This is a genomic window from Methylophilus sp. DMC14, assembly GCF_056314085.1.
This window is the reverse complement of sequence record NZ_JBQUZA010000001.1, coordinates 262,623-277,925: the sequence shown is the minus strand read 5'-3', so window position 1 is coordinate 277,925 and position 15,303 is coordinate 262,623. Positions and strand designations below refer to the sequence as shown.

At 46.7% G+C, this 15,303-nt stretch carries 28 protein-coding genes; 27 read left to right on the top strand and 1 reads right to left on the bottom strand.

All coding sequences use genetic code 11. The annotated features are described in order from the left end of the window. The first annotated feature begins 9 nt into the window (after nt 1–9). From rplB to rplQ, 25 genes are all read left to right on the top strand, one after another. Nucleotides 10–843 carry a 50S ribosomal protein L2 gene (rplB, locus tag ACT53C_RS01430; protein ID WP_194748732.1) on the top strand — a complete coding sequence of 278 codons (834 nt, stop codon included), beginning with the start codon at nt 10–12 and terminating at the stop codon, nt 841–843. 5 nt (nt 844–848) lie between these two features. Next, on the top strand, nt 849–1,124 hold the full coding sequence (gene rpsS / locus ACT53C_RS01425) for a 30S ribosomal protein S19 (RefSeq protein WP_018986275.1): 276 nt from the start codon (nt 849–851) through the stop codon (nt 1,122–1,124). A 10-nt stretch (nt 1,125–1,134) separates the two neighbouring features. Continuing rightward, entirely contained in the window at nt 1,135–1,473 is a 339-nt protein-coding gene (gene rplV, locus ACT53C_RS01420; protein WP_194748731.1) for a 50S ribosomal protein L22, read from the top strand. 1 nt (nt 1,474) lies between these two features. Beyond that, the gene (gene rpsC / locus ACT53C_RS01415; protein ID WP_194748730.1) at nt 1,475–2,191 is read left to right on the top strand and encodes a 30S ribosomal protein S3; all 717 of its coding nucleotides are present in this window, start codon (nt 1,475–1,477) and stop codon (nt 2,189–2,191) included. Continuing rightward, nucleotides 2,175–2,591, top strand: coding sequence for a 50S ribosomal protein L16 (rplP, locus tag ACT53C_RS01410; protein ID WP_055827127.1), 417 nt, complete (start codon nt 2,175–2,177; stop codon nt 2,589–2,591). Before rpsC ends, rplP begins: the two co-directional genes overlap by 17 nt. Before the next feature lie 11 nt (nt 2,592–2,602). After that, nucleotides 2,603–2,797 carry a 50S ribosomal protein L29 gene (rpmC, locus tag ACT53C_RS01405; protein WP_194748729.1) on the top strand — a complete coding sequence of 65 codons (195 nt, stop codon included), beginning with the start codon at nt 2,603–2,605 and terminating at the stop codon, nt 2,795–2,797. After that, the gene (gene rpsQ / locus ACT53C_RS01400) at nt 2,794–3,051 is read left to right on the top strand and encodes a 30S ribosomal protein S17 (RefSeq protein WP_275356359.1); all 258 of its coding nucleotides are present in this window, start codon (nt 2,794–2,796) and stop codon (nt 3,049–3,051) included. The genes rpmC and rpsQ overlap by 4 nt, the downstream gene beginning before the upstream one ends. 211 nt (nt 3,052–3,262) lie before the next feature. Further along, nucleotides 3,263–3,631: a 50S ribosomal protein L14 gene (rplN, locus tag ACT53C_RS01395; RefSeq protein WP_018986269.1), complete on the top strand. Its 369-nt coding sequence runs from the start codon at nt 3,263–3,265 to the stop codon at nt 3,629–3,631. A gap of 17 nt (nt 3,632–3,648) precedes the next feature. After that, entirely contained in the window at nt 3,649–3,966 is a 318-nt protein-coding gene (rplX, locus tag ACT53C_RS01390; RefSeq protein ID WP_194748728.1) for a 50S ribosomal protein L24, read from the top strand. Between the two features lie 8 nt (nt 3,967–3,974). After that, nucleotides 3,975–4,514, top strand: a complete 540-nt coding sequence (rplE, locus tag ACT53C_RS01385; RefSeq protein ID WP_194748727.1) for a 50S ribosomal protein L5 — start codon at nt 3,975–3,977, stop codon at nt 4,512–4,514. Between the two features lie 3 nt (nt 4,515–4,517). After that, entirely contained in the window at nt 4,518–4,823 is a 306-nt protein-coding gene (rpsN, locus tag ACT53C_RS01380) for a 30S ribosomal protein S14 (protein ID WP_194748726.1), read from the top strand. Nucleotides 4,824–4,837: 14 nt separating this feature from the next. Then, nucleotides 4,838–5,233, top strand: coding sequence for a 30S ribosomal protein S8 (gene rpsH / locus ACT53C_RS01375; protein WP_194748725.1), 396 nt, complete (start codon nt 4,838–4,840; stop codon nt 5,231–5,233). Between the two features lie 11 nt (nt 5,234–5,244). Next, entirely contained in the window at nt 5,245–5,778 is a 534-nt protein-coding gene (gene rplF, locus ACT53C_RS01370) for a 50S ribosomal protein L6 (protein ID WP_194748724.1), read from the top strand. Between the two features lie 74 nt (nt 5,779–5,852). Next, nucleotides 5,853–6,206 carry a 50S ribosomal protein L18 gene (rplR, locus tag ACT53C_RS01365; RefSeq protein WP_194748723.1) on the top strand — a complete coding sequence of 118 codons (354 nt, stop codon included), beginning with the start codon at nt 5,853–5,855 and terminating at the stop codon, nt 6,204–6,206. Between the two features lie 14 nt (nt 6,207–6,220). Further along, nucleotides 6,221–6,730, top strand: coding sequence for a 30S ribosomal protein S5 (rpsE, locus tag ACT53C_RS01360; RefSeq protein ID WP_018986262.1), 510 nt, complete (start codon nt 6,221–6,223; stop codon nt 6,728–6,730). A gap of 2 nt (nt 6,731–6,732) precedes the next feature. After that, nucleotides 6,733–6,927, top strand: coding sequence for a 50S ribosomal protein L30 (rpmD, locus tag ACT53C_RS01355; RefSeq protein WP_019881237.1), 195 nt, complete (start codon nt 6,733–6,735; stop codon nt 6,925–6,927). A 2-nt stretch (nt 6,928–6,929) separates the two neighbouring features. After that, entirely contained in the window at nt 6,930–7,367 is a 438-nt protein-coding gene (gene rplO, locus ACT53C_RS01350; RefSeq protein WP_275356358.1) for a 50S ribosomal protein L15, read from the top strand. 24 nt (nt 7,368–7,391) lie between these two features. Next, nucleotides 7,392–8,705 carry a preprotein translocase subunit SecY gene (gene secY, locus ACT53C_RS01345; RefSeq protein WP_018986259.1) on the top strand — a complete coding sequence of 438 codons (1,314 nt, stop codon included), beginning with the start codon at nt 7,392–7,394 and terminating at the stop codon, nt 8,703–8,705. Between the two features lie 3 nt (nt 8,706–8,708). Next, complete coding sequence (gene infA, locus ACT53C_RS01340; RefSeq protein ID WP_194748721.1) at nt 8,709–8,927, top strand: translation initiation factor IF-1; 219 nt, start codon at nt 8,709–8,711, stop codon at nt 8,925–8,927. Nucleotides 8,928–8,951: 24 nt separating this feature from the next. Then, nucleotides 8,952–9,065 carry a 50S ribosomal protein L36 gene (gene rpmJ / locus ACT53C_RS01335; RefSeq protein WP_081620790.1) on the top strand — a complete coding sequence of 38 codons (114 nt, stop codon included), beginning with the start codon at nt 8,952–8,954 and terminating at the stop codon, nt 9,063–9,065. A 108-nt stretch (nt 9,066–9,173) separates the two neighbouring features. Continuing rightward, nucleotides 9,174–9,536 carry a 30S ribosomal protein S13 gene (gene rpsM / locus ACT53C_RS01330; RefSeq protein ID WP_194748720.1) on the top strand — a complete coding sequence of 121 codons (363 nt, stop codon included), beginning with the start codon at nt 9,174–9,176 and terminating at the stop codon, nt 9,534–9,536. Between the two features lie 39 nt (nt 9,537–9,575). Further along, on the top strand, nt 9,576–9,965 hold the full coding sequence (gene rpsK, locus ACT53C_RS01325; protein ID WP_018986256.1) for a 30S ribosomal protein S11: 390 nt from the start codon (nt 9,576–9,578) through the stop codon (nt 9,963–9,965). Between the two features lie 47 nt (nt 9,966–10,012). Continuing rightward, on the top strand, nt 10,013–10,642 hold the full coding sequence (gene rpsD / locus ACT53C_RS01320) for a 30S ribosomal protein S4 (RefSeq protein ID WP_194748719.1): 630 nt from the start codon (nt 10,013–10,015) through the stop codon (nt 10,640–10,642). Nucleotides 10,643–10,698: 56 nt separating this feature from the next. Further along, on the top strand, nt 10,699–11,685 hold the full coding sequence (locus ACT53C_RS01315) for a DNA-directed RNA polymerase subunit alpha (RefSeq protein WP_194748718.1): 987 nt from the start codon (nt 10,699–10,701) through the stop codon (nt 11,683–11,685). Nucleotides 11,686–11,718: 33 nt separating this feature from the next. Continuing rightward, a complete protein-coding gene (gene rplQ / locus ACT53C_RS01310; RefSeq protein ID WP_194748717.1) occupies nt 11,719–12,105 on the top strand; it encodes a 50S ribosomal protein L17 in 387 nt (128 codons plus the stop codon). A gap of 41 nt (nt 12,106–12,146) precedes the next feature. Here rplQ and ACT53C_RS01305 read toward each other — a convergent pair whose 3' ends face one another. Beyond that, nucleotides 12,147–12,395, bottom strand: a complete 249-nt coding sequence (locus ACT53C_RS01305; RefSeq protein WP_275356357.1) for a glutaredoxin family protein — start codon at nt 12,393–12,395, stop codon at nt 12,147–12,149. A 78-nt stretch (nt 12,396–12,473) separates the two neighbouring features. On the opposite strand from ACT53C_RS01305, the gene mgtE reads away from it, so the two are divergent. Continuing rightward, nucleotides 12,474–13,931 carry a magnesium transporter gene (gene mgtE, locus ACT53C_RS01300; protein ID WP_194748715.1) on the top strand — a complete coding sequence of 486 codons (1,458 nt, stop codon included), beginning with the start codon at nt 12,474–12,476 and terminating at the stop codon, nt 13,929–13,931. 10 nt (nt 13,932–13,941) lie between these two features. Further along, entirely contained in the window at nt 13,942–15,246 is a 1,305-nt protein-coding gene (locus ACT53C_RS01295) for a mechanosensitive ion channel family protein (protein ID WP_476144461.1), read from the top strand. The last annotated feature ends 57 nt before the right edge of the window (nt 15,247–15,303 follow it).

Genomic DNA, 15,303 nt, shown 5'->3' with positions numbered 1-15,303 from the left:
AGAGAAGACATGGCATTAGTTAAAGTCAAACCAACTTCCCCCGGTCGTCGCGGTGTATTGAAAGTCATTACACCAGATTTGCATAAAGGCAAGCCTTACGCGCCGCTGTTGGAAAGTCAAAGCAAGAACGCAGGTCGTAACAATAACGGCCGTATTACCACTCGTCATCAAGGTGGTGGTCATAAGCAGCATTACCGTATTGTTGACTTCCGCCGTAACAAAGATGGTATTCCTGCAACTGTTGAGCGTATCGAATACGATCCAAACCGTACAGCAAACATTGCTTTGTTGTGCTACGCGGATGGTGAGCGTCGTTACATCATTGCGCCACGTGGCATCGCTGCCGGTGCGCAATTGTTGAGCGGCTCTGAAGCGCCTATCCGTGCTGGTAATGCTTTGCCACTGCGCAATATTCCAGTTGGTAGCACCATTCACTGCATCGAGATTCAGCCAGGTAAAGGTGCCCAAATCGCCCGTTCAGCTGGTACTTCTGTACAGCTGTTGGCGCGTGAAGGTTCTTATGCTCAGTTGCGTTTACGCTCTGGTGAAGTTCGCCGTGTGCACGTGGATTGCAAGGCAACCCTGGGTGAAGTGGGTAACGAAGAGCATTCATTGCGTTCTATCGGTAAAGCTGGTGCGATGCGCTGGCGCGGTATCCGTCCAACCGTACGTGGTGTGGTGATGAACCCGGTTGATCACCCGCACGGTGGTGGTGAAGGCCGTACTGCTGCCGGTATGAACCCTGTGTCACCATGGGGTCAGAAAACTAAGGGTTATCGTACTCGTAAGAACAAGCGTACCGATAACATGCGCGTAAGTCGTCGTCCGAGAAATGTAAGGTAATCGCTATGGCACGTTCTATTAAAAAAGGTCCATTTGTGGATGCACATTTGGCGAAGAAAGTCGAAACCGCTGTTGCGGGTCGCGATCGCAAACCAATCAAAACTTGGTCACGTCGCTCGACAGTTTTGCCAAATTTCATTGGTTTAACCATCGCAGTGCACAACGGCAGACAGCATGTGCCTGTGTTGATTTCTGAAAACATGGTTGGTCACAAGCTCGGTGAATTTGCGTTGACACGCACATTCAAGGGTCACGCGGCTGATAAAAAAGCGAAGAAGTAAGGGGCTGATAATGCAAGTGACTGCAGTTTTAAAAGGCGTACACCTTTCTCCGCAAAAAGCGCGTTTGGTGGCTGACCTTGTGCGTGGCAAAAAAGTTGATCAAGCACTGAATATCCTGGCATTCACGCCCAAGCGTGGTGCTGAGATCATCAAAAAAGTGGTTGAGTCAGCCATTGCTAACGCTGAACATAACAATGGTGCTGATATCGATACGTTGAAGGTGACTTCAATTTATGTCGATAAAGGCTTGGTGATGAAGCGTATCCGTGCACGTGCAAAAGGTCGCGCTGGTCGTATTACGAAGCCAACCTGTCATATTCATGTGACAGTCGGTGACTCAAAGGAATAATATGGGACAGAAAATTCATCCAATTGGGTTCCGTTTGAGCGTTCAGAAAAACTGGGCCTCACGTTGGTACTCTAACAGCCAGAACTTCCCTGCGATGTTGCAAGGCGACATCAAAGTGCGTGAGTTCTTGAACAAGAAACTGGCAAGCGCTGCTGTAAGCAAAATTATTATCGAGCGTCCGGCTAAAAACGCAAAAATTACAATTCACAGTGCCCGTCCAGGTGTTGTGATTGGTAAAAAAGGTGAAGACATCGAGTCTTTACGTTCTACTCTGCAAGGGTTGATGGGCGTGCCTGTTCACCTGAACATTGAAGAAGTGCGTAAGCCAGAGTTAGATGCTACATTGATCGCACAGTCGATTGCTCAGCAATTGGAAAAGCGTGTGATGTTCCGTCGTGCCATGAAACGCGCCATGCAAAATGCAATGCGTTTGGGTGCACAAGGCATCAAGATTATGAGTTCCGGTCGTTTGAACGGTATCGAAATTGCACGTACAGAGTGGTATCGCGAAGGTCGTGTGCCTCTCCATACACTGCGTGCTGATATCGACTATGGTGTGGCAGAAGCTTCTACCACCTACGGTATTATCGGGATTAAAGTTTGGGTATTCAAAGGCGAGATTTTCGGTGACAACGCTGCTGCTAATGCTGCGGTTGCCGATGCTGAGCCAGAGAAAAAAGTAAGAAAGCCGAGGGCTAAAGATGCTGCAACCAGCTAGACAGAAATACCGCAAGATGCAAAAGGGTCGTAATAAAGGCATTGCGACTACTGGTAACAAGGTAAGCTTTGGTGAATTTGGTTTAAAAGCGATTGGTCGTGGTCGTTTGACCGCACGCCAGATTGAAGCTGCCCGTCGTGTGATGACTCGTCACATTAAACGTGGTGGTCGCGTTTGGATCCGTGTGTTTCCTGACCAACCAATCTCTAAAAAACCAGCTGAAGTGCGTATGGGTAATGGTAAAGGTAGTGTTGATTACTACATCGCTCAAATTCAGCCAGGCAAAATGTTGTACGAGATGGATGGCGTGAGCGAAGAGTTGGCTCGCGAAGCTTTCAAATTGGCTGCTGCTAAGTTGCCAATTGAAACTACATTCATGACCCGTCAAATTGGCAGTTAAGGAGTAGTTAAATGAAAGCTTCAGAATTCAGAGCAAAATCGGCAGATGAGCTCAATAACGAGTTGGTAGAGTTGCGTCGTGCGCAGTTTTCATTGCGTATGCAATTGGCGACTCAACAATTGAACAAAGTGGATCAGCTGGCTAAAGTGCGCAAAGATGTTGCTCGCGTCAAGACCGTGCTGGCTGAGAAGGCGAAACAGGCATGATGACTGAAAAAGCGAAAGTTGTACGCAGTTTGACTGGCCGCGTCGTAAGCAACAAGATGGATAAAACCGTGACTGTGCTTGTCGAGCGTAAAGTGAAACACCCTTTGATTGGTAAAGTGGTTGTGAAATCGAACAAGTTCCATGCACATGATGAAAACAATGCATGTAACGAAGGCGATGTTGTGACGATCACAGAAACCCGCCCATACTCCAAGACCAAAACTTGGATCGTAAGCAAAATCGAAGCTAAATAAGGCTTCAAATATATAAAACCGGAAAAACGCTTGTCATAAGCGTTTTTTTGGTTGTATAATGTTGGACTTTTCGGTGCCCGCCTTAGTTGGCATGTAGCTGGCACCCCAATACTGACCGTGGTCTATTGGCCTTAACGTGTTTTTTGGGCGCAAGTTCAAAAAGCGGGCGGCTGGTAGTGGTTATAACGGATTAAGTTGGAGATTATTTCTCATGATTCAAATGCAATCTCGGCTGGAAGTGGCCGACAACACTGGTGCGCGTTCCGTTCAGTGTATCAAGGTCTTGGGTGGTTCCAAGCGTCGTTACGCCAGCATTGGCGACATCATCAAGGTCAGCGTGAAAGATGCTGCGCCGCGTGGTCGCGTCAAGAAAGGTGAAATCTACAACGCTGTGGTTGTGCGCACTGCTAAAGGTGTTCGCCGTCCAGATGGTTCGTTAGTTAAATTTGATGCCAATGCTGCAGTGTTGTTGAACAACAAGCTGGAGCCGATTGGTACACGTATTTTTGGCCCTGTGACACGTGAATTGCGTAGTGAGCGCTTCATGAAGATTGTTTCACTGGCGCCTGAAGTGTTGTAAGGCTTGGAGACAATCAAATGAGCAAAATTCGCAAAGGTGACCAGGTCATTTTGAATACAGGTAAAGATGCAGGCAAAACAGGTACTGTTTTGAGCGTCTTGCCAAGCGGCCATGTAGTGGTTGAAGGTTTGAATGTAGTGAAAAAACACACTCGTCCTAACCCCATGCGTGGTATCACTGGTGGCATCATCAGCAAGGAAATGCCGGTTGACGGCTCCAATGTGGCGATTTACAACGCTGCAACACAAAAAGCTGATCGTGTTGGTTTTAAGGTACTGGAAGATGGTCGCAAGATTCGTGTATTCAAATCTAGCGGCGAGTCTATCGACGCATAGGAATAAATATGGCACGTTTAAAACAGTATTATAACGATACAGTAGTGGCCAAATTGACAGAACAATTTGGTTATACCTCTCCAATGCAGGTGCCTCGTATCGAAAAAATTACCCTGAACATGGGTGTGGGCGAAGCCGTTGCTGACAAGAAAGTCATGGAAAATGCGGTGTCTGATATGCAGAAAATTGCCGGTCAGAAACCTATTGTGACCAAGGCTAAAAAGTCTGTGGCTGCATTTAAAATCCGTGATGACTATCCTGTTGGTTGTAAAGTAACTTTGCGTCGTGAGCGCATGTATGAGTTTCTGGATCGCCTGATCACTGTGGCTATTCCACGTATCCGTGACTTCCGTGGTATTTCCGGCAAATCATTTGATGGCCGTGGTAACTACAACATGGGTGTAAAAGAGCAGATCATTTTCCCGGAAATCGAGTACGACAAGATCGATGCGCTGCGCGGGATGAATATCACAATTACCACAACAGCAAAAACAGACGAAGAAGCGAAAGCTCTTTTGGCTGCGTTTAGTTTCCCTTTCAGAGGTTAAGTCATGGCAAAAGTATGTATGACAGAGCGCGAGCAAAAGCGTCGCGAAACCGTTAAAAAATTTGCAGCTAAACGAGCTGAATTGGTTGCTACTGTGAATGACCAGTCTGCCAGTGTTGAAGATCGCATGGCTGCACGTTTGAAATTGCAAAGTTTGCCACGTAATTCCAGTCCTGTTCGCACACGTAATCGTTGTGCTTTGACTGGTCGTCCACGTGGTGTGTTTAGTAAATTTGGTATCGCACGTAACGAGTTGCGTAAATTGATGATGGCTGGTCACGTACCAGGTGTCACCAAGGCCAGCTGGTAACGGAGGAATAGAACATGAGTATGAGTGATCCGATTGCCGATATGTTGACCCGTATTCGTAACGCGCAACGTACGAATAAAACAACCGTTTCAATGCCTGCTTCCAAGTTGAAGGGTGCAATTGCAAATGTGTTGAAAGATGAAGGTTATATCGACGATTTCAACGTTCAAAACAATGACGGTAAGCCAGTTTTGAACATTAGCCTGAAATATTACGCAGGTCGTCCAGTGATTGAGAAGATCGAGCGCGTATCCAAGCCAGGTTTGCGTGTTTATAAAGGTAGCGAAAATCTGCCTAAAGTAATGAACGGTTTGGGTGTGACGATTGTTTCAACATCCAAAGGCGTGATGACCGATCGTAAAGCACAAGCTGCCGGTATTGGTGGCGAAGTTCTGTGCATCGTGGCCTAAGGAGAATCAATATGTCACGTGTTGCTAAAAATCCGATTGCAATTCCTGCGAAAGTAGAAGTTGTAATCTCAGCCTCAGAAGTCGCGGTGAGCGGCCCTTTGGGTAAGTTGACTCAAGCGTTGTCTGCTGATATTTCAGTGGTTCGCGAAGGTGAGCAGTTGTTGGTTCAAACGAATGGTGAAACACAGCATGCAAGAGCGATGTCAGGTACAACCCGCGCATTGCTGGCCAATATGGTGCAAGGTGTTTCTGCCGGGTTTACCCGTAAGCTGTCACTGATCGGTGTGGGTTACAAAGCCAATGCTCAGGGTTCTACCTTGAACCTGGAGTTGGGCTATTCCCACCCAATCAACCATAAAATGCCTGAAGGCGTGACTGTACAGACACCTACTCCTACTGAAGTAGTGTTGACAGGCGCCAACAAGCAAGTGGTTGGTCAAGTGGCTGCTCAAATTCGTGCTTACCGTGCACCAGAGCCTTATAAAGGTAAAGGTGTTCGTTATGCGGACGAAGTGGTGGTCATCAAAGAGACCAAGAAAAAATAAGTAAGACACTTGTAGGTTACAGCTCCTAATTAGAAGCTCGCCTGAACAGTGATTCAACATTAAAGGTAAATTCAATGAAAAACGTAAATAACCGCTTGCGCAGAGCACGTAAAACCCGTGCCAAAATCGCCGAGTTGAAAGTGACACGTTTGAGTGTACATCGCACCAACACCAATATCTACGCACAGATTATTGCTGAAACTGGCGATCGCGTGTTGGCGAGTGCATCCACCGTTGAGGCTGAAGTGCGTCAACAACTGAAAAATGGCGGCAACATCGAAGCTGCAACCCTGATTGGTAAGCGTATTGCTGAAAAAGCAGCAAAAGCAGGTATTACCACTGTTGCATTTGATCGTTCAGGCTACAAGTATCACGGTCGTATCAAGGCTTTGGCTGACGCTGCCCGTGAATCTGGTCTCAAATTCTAAGGGTGAGATAAAGAATGGCTAAAGATATTGAACAACAGCAGCAAACTGACGGTTTGCGCGAAAAGATGATTACCGTTAACCGTGTAAGTAAAACGGTTAAAGGTGGTCGTATCATGAGCTTCGCAGCACTGACCGTGGTTGGTGATGGTGATGGTGCCGTTGGCATGGGTAAAGGTAAAGCACGTGAAGTGCCAGTGGCTGTACAAAAAGCCATGGATGAAGCCCGTCGTAGCATGGTTAAAGTAAACCTGAACAATGGCACATTGCACCATGCAGTGACCGGTGTTCACGGTGCCGCTAAAGTGCTGATTCAGCCAGCTTCTGAAGGTACCGGTATTATTGCTGGTGGCGCAATGCGTGCGATCTTCGAAGTAATGGGTGTGACTAACGTGGTTGCAAAGAGTATTGGTTCAACCAACCCTTACAACCTGGTTCGCGCGACCTTGAATGGTCTGGCATCCATGAATACACCGGCTGAAATCGCCGCTAAACGTGGTAAGACCGTAGAAGAAATCAGAGGTTAATCATGGCTAAAGCAAAAAAAGAAAGCGCTACTTTGAAAGTGACGCTGGTAAGAAGTTTGATTGGTCGTATTGAAGCACACAAAGCTACTGTTCGTGGCTTGGGTTTGCGTCGTATGCACCACACTGTAGAAGTGCAGGACACTCCTGAAATTCGCGGCATGATCAACGCTGTGAGTTATCTTTTGAAGGTTGAATAATCATGCAATTAAACACGATTAAGCCTGCTGCAGGCGCAAAAAAAGCACCTCGTCGTTTAGGTCGTGGGATTGGTTCTGGCTTGGGTAAAACTGGTGGCCGTGGTCACAAAGGTCAAAAATCCCGTGCTGGCGGTTTCCATAAAGTAGGTTTTGAAGGCGGTCAAATGCCTTTGCAACGTCGCTTGCCTAAACGTGGTTTTAACTCCCTGACTCATGCAGACACCGCACGTATTCGTACTAGCGAGTTAGCTCTGGTTGATGCTGAAGTGGTTGATATCTTGGCATTGAAAGCAGCGAAATTGGTTCCAGCTGCTGTGAAGGCAGTGAAAGTCTATCTGTCTGGTGAAGTTTCAGCCAAGGTTCAAGTGCAAGGGTTGTTGTTGACCAAAGGTGCTAAGGCAGCCATTGAAGCAGCTGGCGGCAAAGTGCTGGAAGTATAAACGTAGTCAAAAGAGAGTATCAGCTTGGCACAGGATAATATCTTAAGTTCCGTTGGCAAACTTGGCGAATTAAAAAGCCGTTTGTGGTTCTTGTTGGGTGCATTGGTGGTTTACCGCCTCGGTGCACATATTCCAGTGCCAGGCATTGATCCTACAGTGTTGAAGCAGTTGTTCGACACGCAGAAAGATGGCATTTTGGGCATGTTTAACATGTTCTCCGGTGGGGCGCTGTCGCGTTTTACCGTATTTGCCCTGGGGATCATGCCCTACATTTCTGCGTCGATTATTATGCAGTTGCTCACGGTGGTTTCACCACAGTTGGAGCAGCTGAAAAAAGAAGGTGAAGCTGGTAGACGCCAGATCACGAAGTACACGCGTTACGGCACGGTATTGTTAGCGACTTTCCAGGCGCTGGGTATTGCGATCGCACTTGAAGGTCAGGCTGGTCTGGTATTGGATCCTGGCTTTGCTTTCCGCATCACTGCAGTTACCACACTGGTGGCCGGGACGATGTTCCTGATGTGGTTGGGTGAGCAGATTACCGAGCGTGGCATTGGTAATGGTATTTCTATCATTATTTTTGCCGGGATTGTAGCGGGCTTGCCGCATGCAATTGGTAGCACCTTGGATTTGGCTAAAACAGGCGCATTCTCTATTCCATTAGTGATGTTCCTGTTTGTGGCAGTGATTTTAGTGACAGCGCTGGTGGTTTTTGTTGAGCGCGGTCAACGCAAAATCACAGTGAATTACGCAAAGCGTCAGGTTGGTAACCGCATTTACGGCGGTCAATCGACGCATTTGCCTTTGAAGCTAAATATGTCTGGTGTGATTCCACCGATTTTTGCTTCAAGTATTATTTTATTCCCGGCTACTTTAGCTGGTTGGTTTGGTAGCAGTGAGCACATGTATTGGCTCAAGGACGTCAGTGCAAAACTGTCGCCTGGTCAGCCCTTATATATCTTGTTGTTTGCTGCAGCGATTTTGTTTTTTGCTTTTTTCTACACGGCATTGGTGTTCAATCCCAAGGAAACTGCAGATAACCTGAAGAAGAGTGGCGCATTTGTGCCAGGTATTCGCCCAGGTGAGCAAACCGCAAAATATATTGACCGCATCATGGGTCGTTTGACATTGATTGGTGCGCTGTACATTACGCTGGTTTGTTTATTGCCAGAGTTTTTAGTGTTGAAATTTAATACCCCGTTCTATTTTGGTGGAACTTCATTGTTGATTATCGTTGTTGTGACGATGGACTTTATGACGCAGGTGCAATCTCATCTGATGTCGCAACAGTATGAAGGCTTGCTGAAAAAGGCAAACTTTAAGGGGACGGGTAAGTAGAAGATGGCAAAAGAGGATCGCATTGAGATGCAGGGGGAGATTGTTGAAAATCTCCCGAATGCAACTTTTAAAGTGAAACTGGAAAATGGTCATACAGTACTTGGTTACATTTCAGGCAAAATGCGTATGCATTACATCCGTATTCTGCCAGGTGACAAAGTCACGGTTGAGATGACCCCTTATGATTTAACCCGTGCGCGAATTACATTCCGCGCAAAGTAAGTGAATTAATTAAAGGAAAGTAAGATGAGAGTTCGCGCATCAGTTAAAACATTATGCCGTAACTGTAAAGTCGTAAGACGTCGCGGTGTTGTTCGCATTATTTGTACTGACCCACGTCATAAACAACGTCAAGGTTAATGGTAAACAATTGCTTGTGAGAGCATAGTGAAGCTGATATAATATGCGGCTTTTCTTTTCTACGCACAAGTTTGATCGTGAAAAACGATTGATTATTGGAGTTTAAGTATGGCTCGTATTGCCGGGGTAAATATCCCAAACCACAAACATGCAGAAATTGCGTTGACCTCTATTTATGGTATTGGTCGCGATACTGCGCAGAAGATCTGTGCTGCAGCTGGTGTTTTAACTACTGTAAAGGTTAAAGACTTGAGCGATGCAGAAGTAGAGAAGCTGCGTGACGAAGTGGCTAAATACACTGTAGAAGGTGATTTGCGTCGTGAAGTGACCATGAATATCAAACGTTTGATGGACTTGGGTTGCTATCGCGGTATTCGCCATCGTCGTGGTTTGCCAGTGCGCGGTCAGCGTACCAAAACCAATGCGCGTACACGCAAAGGTCCGGTTAAAGCGATCAAACAAGCTAAATAATCTTTATTGAACAAAAGTAAATATTAAGGACAGTACAACATGGCAAAAGCTAATGTACGCGTTAGAAAAAAAGTTAAAAAGAATATTGCCGAGGGTATTGCCCACGTGCACGCTTCTTTTAACAACACGATTATCACGATTACCGATCGTCAAGGCAATGCATTGTCATGGGCTACTTCCGGTGGTCAAGGTTTTAAAGGTTCACGTAAGAGTACTCCATTTGCTGCTCAGGTAGCTTCTGAGGTGGCTGGTAAAGCCGCTCAGGAGTCTGGTGTGAAGAATCTGGAAGTGCGTATTAAAGGGCCAGGTCCAGGTCGTGAATCTGCTGTGCGTGCGTTGAATGCTGCTGGTTTCAAAATCACTAGCATTACGGATGTGACCCCGGTACCTCATAACGGTTGCCGTCCACCGAAAAAACGCAGAATTTAATTCATTTCGCTGTCACAGATTAGCGAATCGATTACTGGAGAACTATTTTGGCTAGAAATTTAGACCCTAAATGCCGTCAATGCCGTCGTGAAGGTGAAAAGCTGTTTCTGAAAGCAGAAAAATGCTTTACAGACAAATGCGCGATCGAAAAGCGCAACTTCGCACCAGGTCAGCATGGTCAACGCCGTAACTCACGTTTGTCAGACTATGGTGTCCAACTGCGTGAGAAACAAAAAGTACGTCGTATCTACGGCGTATTGGAAGGTCAATTCCGTACTTACTACGCGGAAGCTGACCGTCAAAAAGGCATTACTGGTGAGAGCCTGTTGCAGTTGCTGGAGTCCCGTTTGGACAACGTTGCATACCGTATGGGTTTGGCTGGTTCTCGCTCAGAAGCACGTCAAGTGGTCCGTCATAACGCTATTTTGGTTAACGGCAAGCGCGTAAACGTTCCTTCCTATCAAGTGAAGGCTGGTGACGTGATTTCTGTGGCTGATAAAGCAAAAACACAATTGCGTATTAAAGCAGCTGTTGAAGCAGCTGAACAGCGTGGTTTCCCTGAGTGGTTGGAAGTCGACGTCAAAGCATTGTCTGGTAAGTTTAAGGCTAAACCTCAGCGTGATGAGTTGCCTGCTACCATCAATGAATCATTGATCGTTGAATTGTATTCTAAGTAATCGCTTAGTCTAGGCTAAGGTTTATTTTTTAATACCCAATTACTTCAAGGAATTGTATGCAAAATAACCCTACAGATTATTTGAAGCCACGTGTTGTTGACGTTGAAGTGATAACGCCACTCCGCGCACGTGTGACTTTGGAGCCAATGGAACGTGGCTTTGGCTATACCTTGGGTAATGCGTTAAGAAGAGTCTTGCTCTCTTCCATTCCGGGTTTTGCCATTACTGAAGTAAAAATTGATGGTGTCGTACATGAGTACTCCACTATCGAAGGTGTGCAAGAAGATGTTGTTGATATCTTGCTCAACCTCAAAGGTGTTGCTTTAAAACTGCACAACAAAACTGAAACCATTCTGGTTTTGAGCAAAAGCGGTGAAGGGATTGTGACAGCGGGTGATTTTGAAGTGGGTCATGATGCTGAGATTGTGAACCCAAATCATATCCTTGCTAACATCACTAAAGGCGGTAAGTTGAACCTAGAAGTGAAAGTTGAAATGGGTCGTGGTTATCAACCTGTTCCAGCGCGCCAAAAAGCCAACGATGAAGACCGTGTGTTGGGCTTCATGATGGTGGATGCGTCTTTCAGCCCGATCAACAAAGTCAGCTATCATGTTGAAAGTGCCCGTGTTGAGCAGCGTACTGACCTCGACAAGCTGATTATGGATGTGGAAACCAACGGTATCATCGAGCCTGAGCAGGCGATTCGTGATGCTGCACGTATCCTGATTGGTCAGTTGTCTGTATTTGCGAACCTGGAAGGTGCTTCTGCTGACGTTGAAGTGAAAGCAGCTCCACAGGTAGATCCTATCCTGTTGCGTCCAGTAGATGATCTGGAATTGACAGTACGTTCTGCCAACTGCCTCAAAGCAGAAAACATTTTCTACATTGGTGATCTGATTCAGCGTACTGAAAACGAATTGCTGAAGGCGCCTAACCTGGGTAGAAAATCATTGAATGAAATTAAAGATGTGTTGGCCTCCAAAGGCTTAACACTGGGAATGAAGCTGGAAAACTGGCCACCTGTTGGCTTGGAAAAAGCTTAATTTCTAATAAGATAAATACTTAAGGAAATTACTATGCGTCACGGTAATAGCAATCGTAAATTGAACAGAACCAGCAGCCACCGTGCTGCCATGTTCCGCAACATGGTGACCTCTTTGCTGCGTCACGAAGTGATCAAAACAACTTTGCCAAAAGCAAAAGAGCTTCGTAAGTACGCTGAGCCTCTGATCACTTTGGGTAAAACACCTACACTGGCAAACCGTCGTTTGGCGTTCAGCCGTCTGCGTGACCGTGACATCGTTGGTAAACTGTTCGGTGAACTGGGTCCACGTTACAATGCACGTAATGGTGGTTACCTGCGTATTCTTAAATGTGGTTTCCGCAACGGTGACAATGCGCCTATGGCGTTTGTTGAGTTGGTAGACCGTCCAGAAGTTGCAGAAGCACCAGCTGCAGAGTAAGTCTGACGCATCAATAAAAAAGCCAGCAATCGCTGGCTTTTTTATTTGGTACGATGCGATAACAGCCATTGACTGACTTGTTCGCCATTAAATGGCCAAGCCAGTATATTCTCCTGATCTGACGTGTTTTCTAACAATACTGGAATGCTGATTTGATAGCGTTCTAGCAATTTTTCATCTTCAATAATGTCTACGTATTGGTAAGGCAGTTTTAAGGCCTGCAAAATACGCTCTGCATCCTCACAGAGATGGCACCCAAGGGTGCCAAATAATATCAATGGCTTTTGCATAAAAGTCTAGGTAGTGTCATCAACGCTTTGTACAATAATACCTGCAAAAAATAACGGCTGCTCAACATTGGATCCTGCATGACAGAAATTCACGAACATGATGAAAAAGTAATTGAAGGCAAAGAGAGCCTCAGTGAGACTTTGCAGCAAGTGATCCATTTATTGGGGAAACACAAGCTGGTTGAGCATGTTGTGCATAGGCAGGATATGCCGAATCATGATCTGGTTGAGACGCTGGTACACAAGCAGAATTTGAATGTGCTGCAGCACAAATTAGATCAGCTACATCCGGCCGACGTTGCCTATATCTTGGAATCGCTGCCATTAGACGATCGTTTAATGGTTTGGGATCTGGTAAAAGCAGAACGTGATGGCGAGATTTTGCTCGAAGTGTCGGATGCGGTGCGCCAGACACTGATTGCTGACATGGATAGCGAAGAGTTGCTGGCAGCCGCTGAGCAGCTTGATACCGATGAGTTGGCTGATCTTGCGCCTGATTTACCTAAAGATGTATTGCAGGATCTGCTGTATAGCCTGGATACACAGCATCGTGAGCGTTTGCAATCAGCGCTGTCTTATCCCGATGATACGGTCGGTTCGATCATGGATTTTGATATTGTGACCATTCGGGACGATATCACGCTGGAAGTAGTCTTGCGCTATCTGCGCAGATTGCCTAAGTTTCCCGACCATACCGACAAGTTGTTTGTCATTAATCGCGATGACATCCTGCAAGGGGTGTTGCCACTCAAGCGTATTATTCTGAATGATCCGGAGACCAAAGTCGGCGATATCATGTCTACCGATGCTGTGGTGTTTCACCCTGAGGATATGGCGGATCAGGCGGCGATGGCGTTTGAACGTTATGACCTGGTGACTGCCCCGGTGGTAGATAATAATCGCAAGCTGGTCGGCAGGATTACCGTGGATACGGTGATGGATATCATCCGTGAAGAGGCCGAGGCGGATATGCTGTCTTTGGCTGGTTTGCGCGAAGAAGAAGACTTCTTTGCCTCCATCTGGAAGTCGGTGCAAAACCGTTGGGCGTGGTTGGCAATTAACTTGGTGACGGCGCTGGTTGCTTCCCGAGTCATTGGCTTGTTTGAGGGTAGTATTGAGCGAATTGTTGCGTTGGCTGCACTGATGCCGATTGTTGCCGGCATAGGCGGCAATTCCGGCAACCAAACCACCACCATGATTGTACGCGGTCTGGCTTTGGGGCAGATCTCTGGCTATCACATGAAGTCTCTGTTGCAAAAAGAGATGGGCGTGGCTTTGCTGAATGGCTTAATCTGGGGGAGTGTGCTCGGCCTGATCGCTTTTTGGCTCTATCATAGCGCGGCCTTGGGGCTGGTCATGATGTCAGCGATGACGCTTAATTTGTTGTTGGCGGCCATTATTGGCGTCACCATTCCTTTGGTGATGAATAAACTGGATCGTGACCCCGCCGTGGGTTCCAGTGTCCTCATTACGGCAATCACCGACAGCGGCGGCTTTATGATTTTTCTAGGCCTGGCCACCATCTTCTTGTTATAAGCGGTAATACATGGATAGCGATATTGATATTCTCTGGAAAGAAATTGCGCACGACCTGAGCTCGGTGTCGGCGTTATGGCAATTTTTCATCATTGGTGCCGTGCTCGCTGTCAGCGGGCTGTTAAATCTGCACTTACGCAAGCAAATTGCGGCAGGGCGCGTAAACATTGTGTACAAAATACTGCTGGGCGGAATTGAGCGGCTGTTCTTTCCTCTGGTTGCATTTTTAATGTTGCTGATTACCCGGCTCAGCCTGGAGCATTGGATGCATGTGGGGTTGATCAAGCTGTCAGTGCGCATGCTGCTGGCGATGGTGGTGATTCGCAGTTTTGTTTATGTATTGCGTTATGTCTTTTCACCTGGCGCCTGGCTACATTCGTTTGAGCGCGTGATCGCCTGGTGTGTCTGGGTCATTGTTGCTTTGCATATCAGCGGTTTTCTCGATCCGGCATTGCAGATTCTCGAAGACGTGAAATTCACTGTCGGCAAGCAAAAGCTGAACCTGTTGTTGCTGCTTCAAGGCAGTCTGACCATCGTCATTACCATGCTGGTGGCATTGTGGCTGAGCCGCATTATTGAGATGCGCTTGATGGCTGCTACCAATATCAATGGCAACTGGCGCGTGATTATGGTCAAGCTGGTGCGCATGGTGGCGATTGTGATTGCCTTGCTGATGTCCATGGCGGCGGTGGGCATAGATGTCACCATGTTGTCCGTCTTTGGCGGCGCGCTCGGTGTTGGGTTGGGGTTTGGCTTACAAAAGATCGCCAGTAACTACGTGAGCGGCTTTATCATTTTGATGGATAAGTCTCTGCACATGGGTGACCTGATTACCATTGGGGATCATCATGGTGTTGTGCAAGAGTTGCGCTCTCGCTACATGATCCTGCAGAAGCCCGATTCGACAGAAATCATCATTCCTAACGAGAAGATGATTACGGATGTGGTAATCAATCATACCTCTGCAGTACATACAGCCAAGGTGCCTATTCCTATTCAGATCTCCTATGAAAGCGATCTTGATCTGGCGATACAGTTATTAAAAGAAATCGGCAGAACACATGAGCGCACCATACAGGATGATACGGCGGTAGATGTGACAATCAAGTCATTTGGTCAGAATGGCATTGATTTAGTGTTGGCGGTTTGGGTTCCAAACCCTGAGGAAGGTACAGCCAAATTACAAAGTGACATTTATTATGAGATTTGGCGGCGCTTTAAAGCCAATAATATTCGGATTCCATACCCACAGCAGGAGGTCCGTATTATTTCCTCTTCAAGCGCTGTTAATGGCGATGTATCAACGGATAAATGAAAGCTAATAAAAAAGCCTGCATATGCAGGCTTTTTTATTAAACACTTGAAACTGAAA

What these genes read in the sequence shown, in the direction of transcription:
- rpsK (WP_018986256.1), top strand. Translation starts at nt 9,576, where the DNA reads ATGGCAAAAGCTAATGTACGCGTTAGAAAAAAAGTTAAAAAGAATATT.
- rpsC (WP_194748730.1), top strand. Translation starts at nt 1,475, where the DNA reads ATGGGACAGAAAATTCATCCAATTGGGTTCCGTTTGAGCGTTCAGAAA.
- rplX (WP_194748728.1), top strand. Translation starts at nt 3,649, where the DNA reads ATGAGCAAAATTCGCAAAGGTGACCAGGTCATTTTGAATACAGGTAAA.
- rpmD (WP_019881237.1), top strand. Translation starts at nt 6,733, where the DNA reads ATGGCTAAAGCAAAAAAAGAAAGCGCTACTTTGAAAGTGACGCTGGTA.
- rplO (WP_275356358.1), top strand. Translation starts at nt 6,930, where the DNA reads ATGCAATTAAACACGATTAAGCCTGCTGCAGGCGCAAAAAAAGCACCT.
- ACT53C_RS01305 (WP_275356357.1), bottom strand. Translation starts at nt 12,395, where the DNA reads ATGCAAAAGCCATTGATATTATTTGGCACCCTTGGGTGCCATCTCTGT.
- rpsQ (WP_275356359.1), top strand. Translation starts at nt 2,794, where the DNA reads ATGATGACTGAAAAAGCGAAAGTTGTACGCAGTTTGACTGGCCGCGTC.
- ACT53C_RS01315 (WP_194748718.1), top strand. Translation starts at nt 10,699, where the DNA reads ATGCAAAATAACCCTACAGATTATTTGAAGCCACGTGTTGTTGACGTT.
- rpmJ (WP_081620790.1), top strand. Translation starts at nt 8,952, where the DNA reads ATGAGAGTTCGCGCATCAGTTAAAACATTATGCCGTAACTGTAAAGTC.
- rplQ (WP_194748717.1), top strand. Translation starts at nt 11,719, where the DNA reads ATGCGTCACGGTAATAGCAATCGTAAATTGAACAGAACCAGCAGCCAC.
- rplB (WP_194748732.1), top strand. Translation starts at nt 10, where the DNA reads ATGGCATTAGTTAAAGTCAAACCAACTTCCCCCGGTCGTCGCGGTGTA.
- rpmC (WP_194748729.1), top strand. Translation starts at nt 2,603, where the DNA reads ATGAAAGCTTCAGAATTCAGAGCAAAATCGGCAGATGAGCTCAATAAC.
- rplE (WP_194748727.1), top strand. Translation starts at nt 3,975, where the DNA reads ATGGCACGTTTAAAACAGTATTATAACGATACAGTAGTGGCCAAATTG.
- rplR (WP_194748723.1), top strand. Translation starts at nt 5,853, where the DNA reads ATGAAAAACGTAAATAACCGCTTGCGCAGAGCACGTAAAACCCGTGCC.
- rplP (WP_055827127.1), top strand. Translation starts at nt 2,175, where the DNA reads ATGCTGCAACCAGCTAGACAGAAATACCGCAAGATGCAAAAGGGTCGT.
- rpsN (WP_194748726.1), top strand. Translation starts at nt 4,518, where the DNA reads ATGGCAAAAGTATGTATGACAGAGCGCGAGCAAAAGCGTCGCGAAACC.
- rpsE (WP_018986262.1), top strand. Translation starts at nt 6,221, where the DNA reads ATGGCTAAAGATATTGAACAACAGCAGCAAACTGACGGTTTGCGCGAA.
- infA (WP_194748721.1), top strand. Translation starts at nt 8,709, where the DNA reads ATGGCAAAAGAGGATCGCATTGAGATGCAGGGGGAGATTGTTGAAAAT.
- rpsH (WP_194748725.1), top strand. Translation starts at nt 4,838, where the DNA reads ATGAGTATGAGTGATCCGATTGCCGATATGTTGACCCGTATTCGTAAC.
- rpsS (WP_018986275.1), top strand. Translation starts at nt 849, where the DNA reads ATGGCACGTTCTATTAAAAAAGGTCCATTTGTGGATGCACATTTGGCG.
- ACT53C_RS01295 (WP_476144461.1), top strand. Translation starts at nt 13,942, where the DNA reads ATGGATAGCGATATTGATATTCTCTGGAAAGAAATTGCGCACGACCTG.
- rplV (WP_194748731.1), top strand. Translation starts at nt 1,135, where the DNA reads ATGCAAGTGACTGCAGTTTTAAAAGGCGTACACCTTTCTCCGCAAAAA.
- rpsM (WP_194748720.1), top strand. Translation starts at nt 9,174, where the DNA reads ATGGCTCGTATTGCCGGGGTAAATATCCCAAACCACAAACATGCAGAA.
- rplN (WP_018986269.1), top strand. Translation starts at nt 3,263, where the DNA reads ATGATTCAAATGCAATCTCGGCTGGAAGTGGCCGACAACACTGGTGCG.
- rplF (WP_194748724.1), top strand. Translation starts at nt 5,245, where the DNA reads ATGTCACGTGTTGCTAAAAATCCGATTGCAATTCCTGCGAAAGTAGAA.
- mgtE (WP_194748715.1), top strand. Translation starts at nt 12,474, where the DNA reads ATGACAGAAATTCACGAACATGATGAAAAAGTAATTGAAGGCAAAGAG.